This is a genomic window from Caulobacter segnis, assembly GCF_029543125.1.
Taxonomy (GTDB): Bacteria; Pseudomonadota; Alphaproteobacteria; order Caulobacterales; family Caulobacteraceae; genus Caulobacter; species Caulobacter segnis_D.
Window position 1 is genome coordinate 82,080 of sequence record NZ_JARQWW010000001.1, and the last position, 15,153, is coordinate 97,232.

Sequence of the window (15,153 nt, forward strand, 5' to 3'; positions counted from 1 at the left end):
GCTCAGCTCCCTCACCTAGAAGCCGCATGGGCCCCCGCCTTCGCGGGGGTGAGCGGGTTTTTGTTAGTAAGCCACGCCGCCCTTCATCACGAAGGAGACGTTCTTCAGCACGGTGACGTCCTTCAGCGGATCCCCCTTCACCGCGATCAGGTCGCCGGCCTTGCCGGGGGTCAGCGAACCGATCTCGTTGCTCATCTTGAAGTGCGCGGCGGCGTTCACGGTCGCTGTCTGGATCGCTTCCAGCGGGGTCAGACCGGCCTTCACCAGCAGGGCAAATTCCCCGGCGTTGTCGCCGTGGGCGGAGACGCCGCTGTCGGTGCCGAAGGCGATCTTCACGCCGCCATTGTGGGCCTTGCGGGCCATGTCCAGCATCTTCGGACCGGCTTCCAGGGCCTTGGCCGTCTGGGCCGGGGTGAAGAAGTTGCCCGGGCTGGCGGCGATGCGGGCCACGAAGTCGCCGGCCATGAGGGTCGGGACCAGATAGGCGCCGTTCTTCTTGAACAGGGCGATGGAGGCGTCGTCGAGATAGGTGCCGTGCTCGATGGAGTCGCCGCCGGCCTTGAGGAAGGCGTTGATGCCGTCGACGCCATGGGCGTGGGCGGTCACCTGGCGGCCCATGCGGTGGGCGCTCTCGACGATGGAAGCGAGTTCGTCCTCCTGGAACTGCTGGGCCAGGCCCGCCGCGGTGTTGGACAGGACGCCGCCGGTCGCGGTGATCTTGATGATGTCCGCGCCCTTCCAGACCTGCTCGCGCACCGCGCGGCGGCAGTCCTCGGCGCCGGAGCAGACCGATTCCGGACGCAGGACGTGCATGACGTCCTCACGGAAGCCGTTGATGTCGCCGTGGCCGCCATGGACCGAGACGGCCGAACCGGCGGCCAGGATGCGCGGACCGGCCACGTCGCCGCTGGCGGTCGCCTTGCGCAAGGCGAAGATCGCTTCGTTATCGCCGCCGAGATCGGCCACAGTGGTGAAGCCGGCCTTCAGGGTCCGCTTGGCGTAGCGGGCGCCGACCATGGCCTGCTCGGCGGAGGACTGGGTGACCTCCAGCAGACGGCTGTTGGGGTTCTGTTCGCTGGTCAGGTGGACGTGGCTGTCGATCAGGCCCGGCAGAACGAAGCTGTCCTTCAGGTCGACGACATTCCCTTCGCCGGTGAAGCCATCCTCGATGCGGACCACGCGGCCGTTGTCGATGACCACCGTCTTGTTGGTCTCGACCTTGCCCGTGGCGGGGTCGGCCAGCAGGCGGCCCGCCTGGACATAGACCGGCGCGGCGTGCGCGGCGGTGACGGCGAAAGCCGCGAGAGCGGCGCCGGCGGCGAGGATGCGTTTCATGAGTGGATCAGGCTCCGGCCTTCTGTGCGAAACCCCAGGCGCCGGCGGCGAGCAGGGGAACGCGGGCTTCCATCAACTGGGCGTGGGCGCTGGCGGCGGTGCCGTCGCGAACCCGGCCGACGATTCCCTGACAGATTCCGGCTAGGCGGAACAGGTTGTAGGCGAAATACCAGTCAAGCTCCGGCAGGCCGTCGCGGCCGGTCAGCTTGCAGTACTTGTCCACGGCCTCCTGCACGGTCGGGATTCCATAGGCCGGCAAGTCCGCGATCTCGGCCAGGCCGCCGCGCTGCTCGCCCGGCATGACCCAGCTCATCAGGAAGTAGCTGAAGTCGGCTAGGGGATTGCCCAGGGTCGACAGCTCCCAGTCCAGCACCGCGATCACCTTCGGCTCGGTGGCGTGCAGGATCATGTTGTCGATGCGGTAGTCGCCGTGGACGATCGAGGTGGCGTCATCCGACGGCGCGGTGGCCGGCAGCCATTCCATCAGCTGGTCCATGGCCTTGATGGAGGTGGTCTCCGAGGCCTTGTACTGCTTGGTCCAGCGGTCGATCTGTCGGGTGAAGTAGTTGCCCGGCTTGCCGTAGTCGCCCAGGCCGATGGCGGCGTAGTCGGTATTGTGCAGGCGGGCCAGGGTCTCGATCTCGGCGTCGTAGATCGCCCGGCGCTGCGGCGGCGAATATTCCGGCAGGGTCCCGTCCCACAGGATGCGGCCCTCCACCATGTCCATGACGTAGAACATGGTGCCGATGACGCCCTCGTCCTCGCAAAGGGCGTAGGCCTTGGCCACCGGGAAGCCGGTCTTGCCCAGGGCGGAGATCACCTTGAACTCGCGGTCTACAGCGTGGGCCGAGGGCAGCAGCTTGCCCGGCGGCTTGCGGCGCAGGACGTATTTCCGGCCCGGCGTGACCAGCTGGTAGGTCGGGTTGGACTGGCCGCCCTTGAACTGGCGGACCTCCAGCTGCCCGGCATAACCCTCGACATTGGCCTTCAGCCAGCGTTCGAGGGCCGCCTCGTCGATGCTGTGACGCTCATCCACCGGCTTTGTGCCGGAGTTGAGTTCCTGTGCCGACGCCTCGACCATCTTACGCTCCCTGACACCGTTCTTACGCTTGTTTGAAAGCGAGTTTAGCGGCGGGCGCGAAGAGCGCCAGTCCCGAAGACGTCAGGAACCCTTGGGAAGCGCCCGCCAGCCGATGTCGCTGCGCTGGAAGCCGCCCGGGATCTTGATCGTCCCGACGGCGGCGTAGGCCAGATCGCGCGCCTCGCTGAGGTCGACGCCCAGGGCGCAGACGTTCAGCACCCGGCCGCCGGAGGTGACCAGGCGGCCCTCCGCATCGCGGCTGGTGCCGGCGTGGAAGACCCAGGCCTCGTCGCCAAAGTCGGCCTCCGCCCCCTCGATCACCGCGCCGGTCTTGGGCGCGTCGGGATAGCCCTCGGCGGCCATGACCACGCAGATGGCGGCCTCATCCTTCCATTTGGGCTCCGGCTGCTCGGCCAGGGTCCCGTTCGCGGCGGCCAGCAGATAGGGCACGATGTCCCCATCCAGGCGCAGCATCAGGGTCTGGCATTCCGGATCGCCGAAGCGGGCGTTGTACTCAACCAGCTTGGGACCATCCTGGGTCAGCATCAGGCCGGCATAGAGCACGCCGCGATAGGGATGCCCCTCGGCCGCCATGCCCTTCACGGTCGGGTCGATCAGCTCGCGCTTGGCCTGGGCGATCAGGGCTTCGGTCAGGACAGGCGGCGGGGAATAGGTGCCCATGCCGCCGGTATTGGGGCCCTTGTCGCCGTCATAGGCGCGCTTGTGGTCCTGCGCCGCGCCGAACAGCACGGCGGTCTCGCCGTCGCACAGGGCGAAGAGGGAGGCCTCCTCCCCGTCCATGAACTCCTCGATCACCACGCGGGCGCCGGCCGTGCCGAACCGGCCGCCCAGCATGTCGAGCACGGCGGCGTCGGCCTCGGCCCGGTCGGCGGCGATGACCACGCCCTTGCCGGCGGCGAGGCCGTCGGCCTTGATCACGAAGGGGGCGGACAGCTTGTCGAGGAAGGCGCCGGCGGCCTCGGCCGTCTCGAACACGCCATAGGCGGCGGTCGGCAGGTCGTGGCGGGCGCAGAAATCCTTGGTGAAGGCCTTGGAGGTCTCCAGCCGGGCGGCGGCGACGGTCGCGCCGAAGCAGGGAATCGAAAGCTCGGCTAGGCGATCGGCGATTCCAGCCTCCAGCGCCACTTCCGGACCGACCACGACCAAATCGGCCTCGATCGAACGGGCCAGGGCGACCAGCCCCTCCACGTCATTCGCCTTCACCGGCCGCGTCTCGCAGACGGCGGCGATGCCCGGGTTGCCCGGCGCTGCGACAAGGCGCTTCACCAGCGGCGAGGCGGCGATTTTCCAGGCCAGGGCGTGCTCACGCCCCCCCGAACCGACGAGGAGAATGTTCATGTCCGGGCCTTTCACCCTCGTGCGCGCCCAGGGTCAAGCGCCCACGCTATGAATTAAGGCGCATCGAACATATGGCGCGCTTCAAAACCATGGGTTAGACCGTCACGCAGGCGGGGGCCCCAATTTCCGTCAGCGGTGGGAAAAGACCGCATTTTCGCCGCAACGGCGCCGGACGTAGTCTCCGGCAATCTGAGGTGTAGTTAGGTCCATGCAGCGCAAGGTTCTGGTAGCGACAGTCGCCGCCGCCCCCCTTCTGGCTCTGTTCAGCGCCGCACAGGCCGAAACCCAAGTCACCAGTGAGCGTACGACTCCGATCGCCACGGCGACCGCCGCGAACGGCGCGCCGGATTCGATCAACGTCACGACCGCCGGTTCGATCAAGCTGACGGCCGCCGGTGCGGCCATCACGCAGAACAGCAGCCACGCCGTCGTCAACGCCGGCACGATCAGCACCGAGAACGTCAACGACTCGACCGGCATTCTGATCCTGGGCGGTCAGACCGCGAACGTGACCAACAGCGGCGCGATCAACCTGCTCGAAACCTACGAGGCCAAGGACGCCGACGGTGACGGCGAAGTCGACGGCCCCATCGCCGAAGGCGCGCGCCGCTTCGGCATCCGCGCCACCGGCCCCGGCGTCGTGAACGGCTTCATCGCCCACAGCGGCACGATCGCCATCGAAGGCAATGATTCGGCGGGCATCAGCCTGGAGACGGCCATCGCCGGCGCCCTGAACAGCTCGGGCGTCATTTCCGTGACCGGCTCGCGCAACTACGGCATTCATGCCGGCGACATCGGTGGTTCTGTCTTCGTGACGGGCGGCGTCTCCGCGCTCGGCGAAGGTTCTGTCGGCGTCGCCTTGGACGGCGACGTTGGCGGAGCGGTCAAGCTGCAGAGCGCCATCAACGTCCGCGGTTATCGCTATACTGTCCGGCCGGCCTTCGCCGAAGATCGCGCCCTGATCGATGCTGACGACATGCTGCAGGGCGGCTCCGCCGTTCGCGTCGCCGGCAATGTCGCGGGCGGGGTCCTTTTTGACGTCGCGACGGTTCCGGACACGACCGACGCGAACAAGGACGGCGTTGTCGACAATCCCGATCGCGACGGCGACGGCGTCGCGGACGCGGCCGAAAGCACTTCCGTGATCAACGTGATGGGCTCCGCGCCGGCGGTTGTGATCGGCTCGAACACCCGCGCCACCACGATCGGCGTGGTCGGAGCGAACGAGAACGCTTTCGGCGTCATCCAGCGCGGTTCGGTCAGCGCCATCGGCCTGTATGACGGCGTGTCTTCGACGGCGATGCAGTTTGGCGGAAACAACGGCTTCGCCACCAATATCGCCGGCGGCGTGGTCAACAGCGGCGCCATCACTTCGGGCCTCGGGGAGACTGCTCCCCAGACCCGGGAGGCAAACTCCACCGCGCTCCAGTTCAACGCCGGCGCATCGACGCCGAAACTTCTGAACAGCGGCTCGATCCTGGCGTCGACCATCACCGAAGGGGCCCACGAGGCCCGCGGCGTTCAGATCGAGGCTGGCGCCCGCCTCAACGAAATCTACAACTCCGGCCTCATCACGGCGACCTTGAGCGGCGAGAAGGGCAACGCCGTCGCGATCCGTGACCTGTCCGGAACCCTGAACACCATTCACAACACCGGCCGCATCACCGCCCTGGTGACGCCGACCGACGACGCGGACGACAAGGACGACGCCGACACCAACGCCGAGAACGAGGTCGTCACCGGCCGAGGCATCGCCGTGGACGCTCGCGCCAACACGACCGGCGTCTGGCTGGTGCAGCAGGGCACGCCCACCGTTCCGACCGACACGAATGGCGACGGCGTGGTCGACGCCATCGCGGACGCAGACGGCGACGGCGTGGCGGATGGGGCGGAGCCTTGGATCCTGGGCGACGTGCTGTTCGGCTCCGGCGACGACCGTCTCGAGCTCTACAACGGCAACCTGCAGGGCGCGATGTCCTTCGGGGCCGGCGCTGACGGGCTCTATATCGGCGGCGGCGCCTCAGCGATCGGCGACCTGCGCGACAGCGACGGCCGTCTGGTCGTGAACGTGGCCAACGGCCTGCTGTTCACCACCAACGCCGAGACCATCAACGCCACCAGCCTGAATATCGGCGCGGGCAGCTCGCTGATCGTCACGGCCGATCCGGCCAACAACACCGCGACCAAGTTCGTGGTCGGCCAAGCCACCATCGGCGACGGCGCCAAGATCGGTCTGTCGCTGAAGAGCTTCCTGCAGGAGCCGCAGCGCTACACGGTCATCCAGGCCGGCAGCCTCACGGTCGGCAACCTGGACCAGTCGCTGCTGGCCCAGACGCCGTACCTTTACGTCACGACCGCTTCGGCCAATCAGGCCGCCGGCGAGGTCTATCTCGACGTGCGCCGCCGTACGGCCGCCGAGGCTCAGCTGAGCGGATCTCGCGCCGCCGCCTACGACGCCGTCTATGACGCCGTCGGTTCGAACAGCGCCCTGTCGACCGCCTTCCTGGCCAAGAACGACCGCGCCAACTTCCTGGCCATCTACGACCAGATGCTCCCCGACCAGGGCGAGGCGATGTTCGAAGCGCTGGAGTACGCCAACCAGGCCGTCTCCGCCGCCATCACCCTGCGCCCCGACCGCGCGGCTGAACGCTACGGCCCGGACAGCTTCTGGATCCAGGAGATCAGCGGGCTCGTCCGCCGTGAGGGCGAAGGCGGCAGCCTGGGCGCCGACGCCCAGACCTTCGGCTTCGTCGGCGGCTACGAAAGCATGGGCGACAAGGGCGGGGCTCTGGGCCTGACCCTGGCCTACATGAACATCGAAGAGCACGACCAGGCGGCTCGGGTGGGCGAGAACACCACGGCCTCGATCGTCCAGGGCGGCATCTATGGCCGCAAGGCCATGGGCAATCTGATCGTCAGCGCCCGCGGCGGCGTCGGCTACGCCTGGTTCGACGGCGAGCGCCGTCTGATCTCGCCGGAAGACAACCTCGACATCAGCAATAACGCCAAGTGGAACGGCCTGACGGCCTCGGCCAGCCTGGGCGCCTCGTATGAGGTCAGCGTCGGCCGCTACTTCATCCGTCCCGAGACGAGCCTCGACTACGTTTACCTGAACGAGGACGAGCGGAACGAGAACGGCGGCGGTTCGGGCTTCGACCTGATCGTCGACGAGCGCAAGTCCAACCGCCTGAGCGGTGAAGCCGCCCTGGCCATGGGCGCGCAGTTCGGCCGCGACATCTGGTGGCGTCCGGAAGTCCGCGTCGGTTACCGCCAGACCATCTCGGGCAGCATCGGCGACACCGTGGCCCGCTTCGGCGCAAACGGCACGCCCTTCACCCTGGTGGCCGCCGACGACAAGGATGGCGCCCTGACCCTGAACCTGGCCCTGCGCGCCGGCACGGCCATGTCCTACCTGGCCATCGAAGGCGGCGCGGAAAAGCGCAAGCGTTCGCAGCGCTACAACGTCCGCCTGTCCGGCCGGATGATGTTCTAAGAGGCCAACACCTCTCAAACGGCTTGGGGCCGCGCTTCGACCGAGGCGCGGCCCTTTTGCTGCGAGCTTTTCTAAACCTCGCCGCAGATGTCATTCCTAGCGTGACAATCGAATTTGAACTTCCTTGCACGACGGAGCCCTGGCGCCCCGGCCGCGTTTGAGCAAACTGCGGCTGAGCTGTCGGCGGCGTCCGGCAAGGAGCACGATCATGAGCAAGACCTTCGACAGCCTCTCGCGACGCGGCCTGATCGGCGCGGCCGGCGCGGGTCTCGCCCTCCCTGCGGCGCTGGGCGGCCAGGCGGCGGCGCAAGGCGCCCAACCGGTCACCCTGCTCAATGTCAGCTACGACCCCACGCGTGAGCTCTACAAGGCGGTCAATGCCGCCTTCGCCAAATACTGGAAGAGCCGCACGAACCAGGAGCTGACCATCAACCAGAGCCACGGCGGCTCGGGCAAGCAGGCGCGCTCGGTGATCGACGGCCTGCAGGCGGACGTGGTCACCCTGGCCCTGGCCTATGACATCGACGAGATCGCCGCCAAGGGCCGCCTGCTGCCGGCCGACTGGCAGTCGCGCCTGCCGCAGAACTCCACCCCCTACACCTCGACCATCGTGTTCCTGGTGCGGAAGGGGAACCCCAAGAACATTCACGACTGGAGCGACCTGATCCGCCCGGGCGTCAATGTCATCACGCCGAACCCCAAGACGTCCGGCGGGGCGCGCTGGAACTATCTGGCCGCCTGGGCCTGGGCGCTGAAGCAGCCCGGCGGCACCCCCCAGAAAGCCGAGGCCTATGTGCGGGAGTTGTTCAAGCACGTGCCGGTCCTCGACACCGGCGCGCGCGGCTCCACCACCACCTTTGTCCAGCGCGGCATCGGCGACGTCCTGCTGGCCTGGGAGAACGAGGCGCATCTGGCGATCGATGAGCTGGGCTCCGGCAAGGTGGAGATCGTCACGCCGAGCCGTTCGATTCTGGCCGAGCCGCCCGTGGCCATCGTCGACAAGGTCGTCGACCGGCGCCGGACCCGCGTCTATGCCGAGGGCTATCTGAACTTCCTCTACAGCCCCCTCGCCCAGGACCTGATCGGCCAGCATCACTATCGCCCGCGCAACGCCGCGGCGATGGCCAAGTACGCCGCCAAGTTCCCGCAGATTCCCCTGGTCACCATCGACGAGGCGTTCGGCGGCTGGAAGAAGGCGCAGGCGACGCACTTCTCCGAAGGCGGCGTGTTCGACCGGATCTACCGCAGGAGCTGACGCGGAACCGCCCTGTCGAGGAGGCATTGAGCCGGCATGGACAAGGCCTGGCTCCCTACTCTGATCGGCACGGCGGCGGCGATCTGCTCGATGACCAGTTTCGCGCCCCAGATCCTCAAGATCTGGCGGGAGCGCGACGCCTCGTCTGTTTCCCTGCGCACCTACGCCATCACGGTCACAGGCTTCGTGCTTTGGGTGATCTACGGGACGATGCTGGAAAGCTGGCCTCTGGTCGCCTCGAATACCGTGTGCGTGCTGATGTCGGCCACGGTTCTGGCCATGAAGTGGCGATTCCACCGAGAGTAGATTTTAAGTGTAATTTCGTCACAGGCTCTTAACCCTGCCACGCTAAGTTGTGATCAAGTCGGGCGGGGACGAATGCTCCGCTGGGAGGGGTGATTACCATGGCGTTAGGCATAAAGCCTCGCCGTCGGTCTTGGCGGCGTCGCAAATCCATCTTCATTCCCGTGGTCGTTTCGGCCGCTGCACTGGCGCTGGTCGGCGCTTGTCAGGGCGGATACGGCGATGGCTCGGCGCTGAAGCGATACGCCAAGGCGCAGATCGAGCAGCAGGATCCCAAGGCCGGCCGCGTCCGGGTGCTGAACGCCAGCGTCAGCGCCGACGGCAAGGTGATCTGCGGCGTGACCCGCATCGGGCGCTACCGCACGTCGCCCTACGCCCTCGTGATGGACAAGGCGCGGCCGTCGAACAAGACGGTGCGGGTGGAGATTGAACCCTCCATCGACCACGCCCTTGATCCGCATTGGGCGCGCATGGAGACCCTGCGCCAACAGACGGCCATTCCGGCCCTGTGCCAGCGCGCCGGCGTGCCGATCGCCGACGCCGCCTAGTCGGTCCGGACCGGTATCTCCACGTCGCAGACGCTGAAGTCCGCGCCCTTGGCGGCGCGGACCTTGGCGACCAGCACCTTGAACGCCGCGCCCTGTTCGTTGAGCACGGACAGCTTCGGCCGTTCCGCGACCGGCATGTCGGCGGCCACGCGCACCTTCAGCATGTGATCGGGCTTGGCCGGGGGCTCTCCGGCGGCCAGGGCCTTCACCGCGTCCATGCCGCTGACCACCCGGCCCCAGACCGTATAGTCGCGGTCCAGACGCCGCGTGGCGTCCAGCATGAAGAAGATCTCGCTGTTGCCGGTGTTGGGGTCGGCCTGCCGCCCCATGCCCGCCACGCCGGTGCAATAGGCGCCCCAGCCCCTCAGAGGCTGCCCAGGCTTCGGAGGAACCGCCTGGAGGGGCGTTGCGCCCAGGAACCCCGACCAGGCGTCAGAGGCCTGCGCAGCGGCCGCTACGGGGGTCTGCGGGGGCAGGCGGAACTGGAACTCCGCCGGCAAGTCCGGATGGTTCGACGTTCCGCCGTCCTTGTTGTTCGGGTTTCCGGTCTGGGCCACGAAGCCGGGGATCACCCGATGGAACTGCAGCCCGTCATAGACGCCCTCGCGCGTCAGCAGCTTCACCCGCTCAACCGACTTGGGAGCGAACTCCGGCCGCATCTCGATGACCACCCTGCCCTTCTCGGTGTCGATCAGCAGGGTGTTGTCGGGGTCCAGCGGCCGCCAGTCAGGGGCGGCGACAGAGGCGGCTGCGAGCAGGGCGGCGATGATCATGGCCGCAGCCTAGCTTGGATCGGCCAAAGAAAAACCCGCCTGGCGAACCAGGCGGGCTTTCCGAACTTCAGAACCGAAGCCGCTTAGTGCGACTGGTTGCGCCACACCCGGCGGTAGCTGGCGTACAGCAGGCCGGAGAACAGCAGCAGGTAGAGGATGACGGCGAAGCCGGTCTGCTTGCGCTCGACCATCTTCGGCTCGGCGGCCCACATGAGGAAGGCGGCGACGTCCTTGGCCTGCTGGTCGACCGTGGAGGGCGTGCCGTCGTCGAAGGTGACGAGGCCGTCCTTCAGCGGCGGGGCCATGGCGATGAAGCCGCCCGGCGGGACGTGGTCGTGCGAACCGCCCCAAACGCCGGTCAGATCGCCCGGCATGTAGGGGTTGTAGTGCTGGCCCGCGGCGACGGTCAGTTCCTTCGGCGGGGTCTTGTAGCCGGTCAGCAGCGAGTAGATGTAGGCGGGACCGCCCGAGCGGGCCTTGGCCAGCACCGAGAAGTCCGGCGGCATGGCGCCGCCGTTGCTGGCGCGGGCCGCCGGCTCGTTCGGGAACGGCGCCGGGAAGTGGTCGGCCGTGGTGCCCGGACGCTGGATGACGTCGCCCGTTTCGGAGTCGATGTCATTGATCTGATACTCGGCGGCGATCGCCTTGGCCCAGGGGCTGTCGTTCGGGTTCGAGTACTTCTCGCTGTAGAACGGGCCGTCCTTGTCGCCGAGGTTCCGGAAGGAGACCAGCGTCATGGAGTGGCAGGCCGAGCAGACCTCGCGATAAACCTTGAAGCCGCGTTGCAGCTGGGCCTGATCGAACTTCCCGAACGGACCTTCGAACGACCAGTGGACGTCCTTCGGCGGCAGCGGATGGCCGGCGGCGAGCGACGGGCTGGCCGCAAGCAGCCCACCCATCAGACCGAAGGCCGCTGCGATGACGGAGACTTTGCGCAGCATGGTCGAACTCAACCCTTCATTTCGGGGGCCGCGACCGCGCCGTCGGGAGCCGAGGCGGGGTGGGACAGAGCGGGAGACGCGATGGTTTCCGGCACGGGCAGCGGCTTCTCGACGAGGCCAAGCACCGGCAGGATCACCAGGAAGAAGCCGAAGTAGTAGAGCGTCGCGAAGCGGCTCAGCCACACGAAGCTGTTCAGGTCGGCGTCGATCACGCGGAACGTGGTCAGGTGCGGGATGACGTGGTCGTCCGGCAGCTTGGCGCCGCAGAAGCCCAGGATGATGCAGACCACCAGCAGGATGGCGAAATACATCTTGGCCATCGGGCGGTAGCGCATCGAGCGGACCTTCGAGGTGTCCAGCCACGGCAGGGCGAACAGCACGCCGATGGCGCCGAACATCGCCAGCACGCCGCCGAGCTTGTCGGGGACAGCGCGCAGGATCGCGTAGAACGGCAGGTAGTACCATTCGGGCACGATGTGGGCCGGGGTCACCAGCGGGTTGGCCGGGATGTAGTTGTCGGCGTGGCCCAGGGCGTTCGGCATGTAGAAGATGAAGATCGCGAACAGGATCAGGAAGACGCTGACGCCGAACGCATCCTTCACCGTGGCGTAGGGCGTGAACGGGACGGTGTCGGCCTTCGACTTCGGCTCGACGCCCATCGGGTTGTTCTGGCCGGCCACGTGCAGCGCCCAGATGTGCAGGACGACGACGCCCGCGATCATGAACGGCAGCAGGTAGTGAAGCGCGAAGAAGCGGTTCAGGGTCGGGTTGTCCACCGCGAAGCCGCCCCACAGCAGGGTCGTGATCGACTCGCCGACGATGGGGAACGCGCCCAGCAGGTTGGTGATCACCACCGCGCCGTGGAAGCTCATCTGACCCCAGGGCAGAACGTAGCCCATGAAGCCGGTGGCCATCATCAGCAGGTAGATGATGCAGCCCAGGATCCACAGCACTTCGCGCGGGGCCTTGTAGGACCCGTAGTAAAGGCCGCGGAGCATGTGGATGTAGACGGCGATGAAGAACATCGACGCCCCGTTGGCGTGCATGTAGCGGATCAGCCAGCCGTAGTTCACATCCCGCATGATGTGCTCGACGGAGGCGAACGCGCCGGCCGCGCTCGGGTTGTAGTGCATCACCAGGATCACGCCGGTGATGATCTGCGAGACCAGGCAGACCGACAGGATGGCCCCGAAGGTCCACCAGTAGTTCAGGTTCCGCGGGGTCGGATAGTCGATGAAGCTGTCATAGCCGAGACGGATGATCGGCAGCCGGCTGTCGAGCCAGCGCGTGACCGGGGTCTTCGGTTCGTAGGTCGAATGTCCGCTCATGGATATTAGCCGATCTTGACCTTGGTGTCGGAAAGGAACTCGTACTCGGGAACCACGAGGTTCTTCGGCGCGGGGCCCTTACGGATCCGGCCGGAAGTGTCGTAGTGCGAGCCGTGGCACGGGCAGAACCAGCCGCCGTAGTCACCGCCGCCGAAGGTCGGCACGCAGCCCAGATGGGTGCAGGACCCGACCAGGACCATCCACTGGGCCTTGCCGTCCTTGTGACGCTCAGCGTCGGTCTGCGGATCCGGCAGCGAAGCCGTATCGTCCTTCACCGCCTCGGCGATCTCCTTCTGCGTGCGGTTACGCACGAAGAGGGGCTTGCCGCGCCACTTGATGGTGACTTGCTGGCCTTCGGCGACCTTGGTCAGGTCGAACTCCACGCTGGCGAGCGCCAGCGTGTCGGCCGAGGGGTTCATCTGGTCGACGAACGGCCAGACCAAAGCTGCGGCGCCGCCGGCGCCGGCGGCGATGGCCGCGATGTGGATGAAGTCGCGCCGGCTGGGATCAGCCTGGCCCGGTTCTGTCGTTGCGCCTGCGGCGGTATCGGCCACCTGGTCACCCTTCAACGATGGCGCTGATGTGGCGCCGGCCCTAAACGCCTTCCCCCTGCAAGGTTCCGGCGCAATCTGCAACAACAAGCTGAGGCTTTGAGCGGGTTTCGACGTTGCGACCTGTCGCCGCAAACGCGTAACTCCCCCCAATCCCCTTCAAGTCGTGTGGTTGGATCGCTTAGAATGCGTCTCGCGCTTTTTCAACCGGACATTCCGCAAAACCTTGGCGCCGCCATCCGTTTAGGCGCCTGTCTGGGCGCCGAAATCGACGTGATCGAGCCTTGCGGATTCCCGTTATCCAATCCGGCGCTCAAGCGGGCCGCGCTCGATTACGGCCCGCTGGCCAAGGTGGAGCGCCATTCTTCATGGTCCAGCTTCCTGTCGTCTCCTGATCGAGATCAAGGCCGGCTCGTGCTTTTCACCACACAGTCGGCGGTTCCTTTTCAGACATTCGATTTTTCTGCGGGCGACACGCTTTTGTTCGGCCGCGAGAGCGCCGGCGCCCCGCCCGAGGTGCATGAAGCCGCCCAGGCGAGGCTCTACATTCCGCTGCAGAACGGCGCCCGATCGCTGAATCTGGTCACCGCCGCCGCCATGGCCCTGTGCCTGGCGACGGAGCGCACCAACGGCTGGGCCGCCTAGAAGTCGAGCTCGACCCGGGCCCCGCCCACGTGAACGTTGTAGTCTCGACGACCGTCCAGAAGCGGCGAGGCCCCCTCGTAATGGATGAGGCCGTAGTTCAGGTTGAACCGCAGGTTGTCGACCGGCGTCCAGATCAGGGCCGCCAGACCCGCGTGCTGCCGCCCGCCGCGGATCGCGCCGCTGTCGAGGTCGAGATAATCGTAACGCAGGCTGGCCTGAAGCGAGCCCCAGCCGCCCTCGCCCCAAGGCCGCACGGGCGTGCTGCGGTCGAAGATGCCGTTCTTGTAGGCGCGCGTGTCGCCCGGCGTCAGGAACCGGCCGATCTCGAGATACCCGCCGAAGAATCGCGCATCGGGATCGTCGAAGCGGTCGGCGTTCAGCCAATGCCCCTCGGCCACCGCATGCCAGGGCCCGGTGATCAGCGCCGCCTCGACGCCGTGCGTGAACTCTTCGTCGACCCGCAGCGGCCCGGCGCTGATCAGACGGGTGTCGGTGACGTGCAGATAGGGCCGCTGGCGATAGCGCACCGTCTCGGAATCCAGCCGCCTGCGGTCACGCCAGTGAGCGGAGGCGGCCAGGTGGATCTGGCTGTCTCCCACACGCGGAGAGTAGACCACGCGGCCGTCAAGGCCGATGCTGTCGTTCTCGTCGCCGGCGGGACTGTCTTCGCCGTCCGAAGACAGGCTGTCGATGTCGTCGCTGAACACCCCGGCCTGCAGCAGCCAATCGCCGCTCCGGCGCTGGCCGGAAAGACCCAGGCGGCGCTCGAAGGCGAAGGCGTCGGTGAAGGCCGCCCGCTCCATGAACGAGCCGGTCGTGTCGCCGGTAAGCTCGTCGAGCGACTGGAAGGGGTTCTGATTGCCCAGGGTCAGCAGCCAGCCCGCGACGTTCCAGGTGACGAAGGTGTCCACCAGGTCGACGCCGTTGTCGGAGAACTCCAGCTCCAGCTTGTAGCCGAAGTCCTTTGACAGGCTCCCCTCCCCGCCCAGGCGGATGCGGCGCGCCTCGTTGGCGTATCCCAGGCTTTGATCGGGCCAGTCCGGCCGCCCCACCCAGCCGGCGTCGAACTGCAGACGTCCCTTGGCCTTGAAGGTCATGCCGTCCTGGCTGAAGCGGGGCGACCCCTTCCAGGTGATCTTGAGATCGTCCTCGGCCTTGGCGGCCGTCTGGACGGGCGCGGGCGGCGCGGAGGGCGTCGGAGCGGCAGGTGAGGGCGCAGGCGCGCTCAGCGCCTCCAGCCGGGCCTCCATGGCCTCCAGGCGGGCCTTGAGCGCCTCCACCTCGCTGCGGAGCGCCGCAGCCTCCTCGGCGGGCGTCATGGCCGCTTGCGCGGCCGCAGCGGCGGGCATGGCGAAGAGGCAAGCCAGGCTGGCGGCGCTGCCGATCATCAGGCGCATCTTCGAACCGGATACTTGTCAGCGAGGCACGAGCAAACCCCGCGCCGATTTACAGAATGCCGACGAACGGCGCCAGCTTGCTTGACAGTTTTATGACGAAAGAGGCCCAACCATCCCGCGAAGGATGGCTGGGCCTCTGTTCAA

The 15,153-nt window shown here is 67.1% G+C and carries 13 protein-coding genes; 5 read left to right on the top strand and 8 right to left on the bottom strand.

What is annotated here, in order from left to right:
* Positions 1–63: 63 nt before the first annotated feature.
* From P7B02_RS00415 to purD, 3 genes are all read right to left on the bottom strand, one after another.
* Entirely contained in the window at positions 64–1,335 is a 1,272-nt protein-coding gene (locus P7B02_RS00415) for a metal-dependent hydrolase family protein (protein WP_277784322.1), read from the bottom strand.
* A gap of 7 nt (positions 1,336–1,342) precedes the next feature.
* Positions 1,343–2,416, bottom strand: coding sequence for a phosphotransferase family protein (locus P7B02_RS00420; protein WP_277784323.1), 1,074 nt, complete (start codon positions 2,414–2,416; stop codon positions 1,343–1,345).
* Positions 2,417–2,497: 81 nt separating this feature from the next.
* Positions 2,498–3,775 (bottom strand): phosphoribosylamine--glycine ligase, encoded by a 1,278-nt coding sequence (gene purD, locus P7B02_RS00425; RefSeq protein ID WP_277784324.1) that lies wholly within the window; start codon positions 3,773–3,775, stop codon positions 2,498–2,500.
* A gap of 208 nt (positions 3,776–3,983) precedes the next feature.
* Here purD and P7B02_RS00430 point away from each other — a divergent pair, with 208 nt between their 5' ends.
* The 4 genes from P7B02_RS00430 to P7B02_RS00445 all read left to right on the top strand — a co-directional run bounded on the left by P7B02_RS00430 (position 3,984) and on the right by P7B02_RS00445 (position 9,374).
* A complete protein-coding gene (locus P7B02_RS00430) occupies positions 3,984–7,268 on the top strand; it encodes an autotransporter outer membrane beta-barrel domain-containing protein (RefSeq protein WP_277784325.1) in 3,285 nt (1,094 codons plus the stop codon).
* Positions 7,269–7,476: 208 nt separating this feature from the next.
* Positions 7,477–8,523: a sulfate ABC transporter substrate-binding protein gene (locus P7B02_RS00435; protein ID WP_277784326.1), complete on the top strand. Its 1,047-nt coding sequence runs from the start codon at positions 7,477–7,479 to the stop codon at positions 8,521–8,523.
* A gap of 36 nt (positions 8,524–8,559) precedes the next feature.
* Positions 8,560–8,829: a SemiSWEET family sugar transporter gene (locus tag P7B02_RS00440; protein ID WP_277784327.1), complete on the top strand. Its 270-nt coding sequence runs from the start codon at positions 8,560–8,562 to the stop codon at positions 8,827–8,829.
* A 98-nt stretch (positions 8,830–8,927) separates the two neighbouring features.
* Positions 8,928–9,374 (top strand): hypothetical protein, encoded by a 447-nt coding sequence (locus P7B02_RS00445; protein ID WP_277784328.1) that lies wholly within the window; start codon positions 8,928–8,930, stop codon positions 9,372–9,374.
* Here P7B02_RS00445 and P7B02_RS00450 read toward each other — a convergent pair.
* The 4 genes from P7B02_RS00450 to petA form a co-directional block, all read right to left on the bottom strand.
* On the bottom strand, positions 9,371–10,147 hold the full coding sequence (locus P7B02_RS00450; RefSeq protein ID WP_277784329.1) for a peptidylprolyl isomerase: 777 nt from the start codon (positions 10,145–10,147) through the stop codon (positions 9,371–9,373). The genes P7B02_RS00445 and P7B02_RS00450 overlap by 4 nt on opposite strands.
* An 83-nt stretch (positions 10,148–10,230) precedes the next feature.
* The gene (locus P7B02_RS00455; RefSeq protein ID WP_277784330.1) at positions 10,231–11,088 is read right to left on the bottom strand and encodes a cytochrome c1; all 858 of its coding nucleotides are present in this window, start codon (positions 11,086–11,088) and stop codon (positions 10,231–10,233) included.
* Positions 11,089–11,096: 8 nt separating this feature from the next.
* A complete protein-coding gene (locus P7B02_RS00460; RefSeq protein WP_277784331.1) occupies positions 11,097–12,416 on the bottom strand; it encodes a cytochrome b in 1,320 nt (439 codons plus the stop codon).
* Positions 12,417–12,421: 5 nt separating this feature from the next.
* Positions 12,422–12,970 carry a ubiquinol-cytochrome c reductase iron-sulfur subunit gene (gene petA, locus P7B02_RS00465; RefSeq protein ID WP_277784332.1) on the bottom strand — a complete coding sequence of 183 codons (549 nt, stop codon included), beginning with the start codon at positions 12,968–12,970 and terminating at the stop codon, positions 12,422–12,424.
* 183 nt (positions 12,971–13,153) lie between these two features.
* On the opposite strand from petA, the gene P7B02_RS00470 reads away from it, so the two are divergent.
* A complete protein-coding gene (locus tag P7B02_RS00470) occupies positions 13,154–13,612 on the top strand; it encodes a tRNA (cytidine(34)-2'-O)-methyltransferase (protein WP_277784333.1) in 459 nt (152 codons plus the stop codon).
* Here the strand turns inward: P7B02_RS00470 and P7B02_RS00475 are convergent.
* Positions 13,609–15,000: a porin gene (locus P7B02_RS00475; RefSeq protein ID WP_277784334.1), complete on the bottom strand. Its 1,392-nt coding sequence runs from the start codon at positions 14,998–15,000 to the stop codon at positions 13,609–13,611. The genes P7B02_RS00470 and P7B02_RS00475 overlap by 4 nt on opposite strands.
* Positions 15,001–15,153 lie beyond the last annotated feature (153 nt).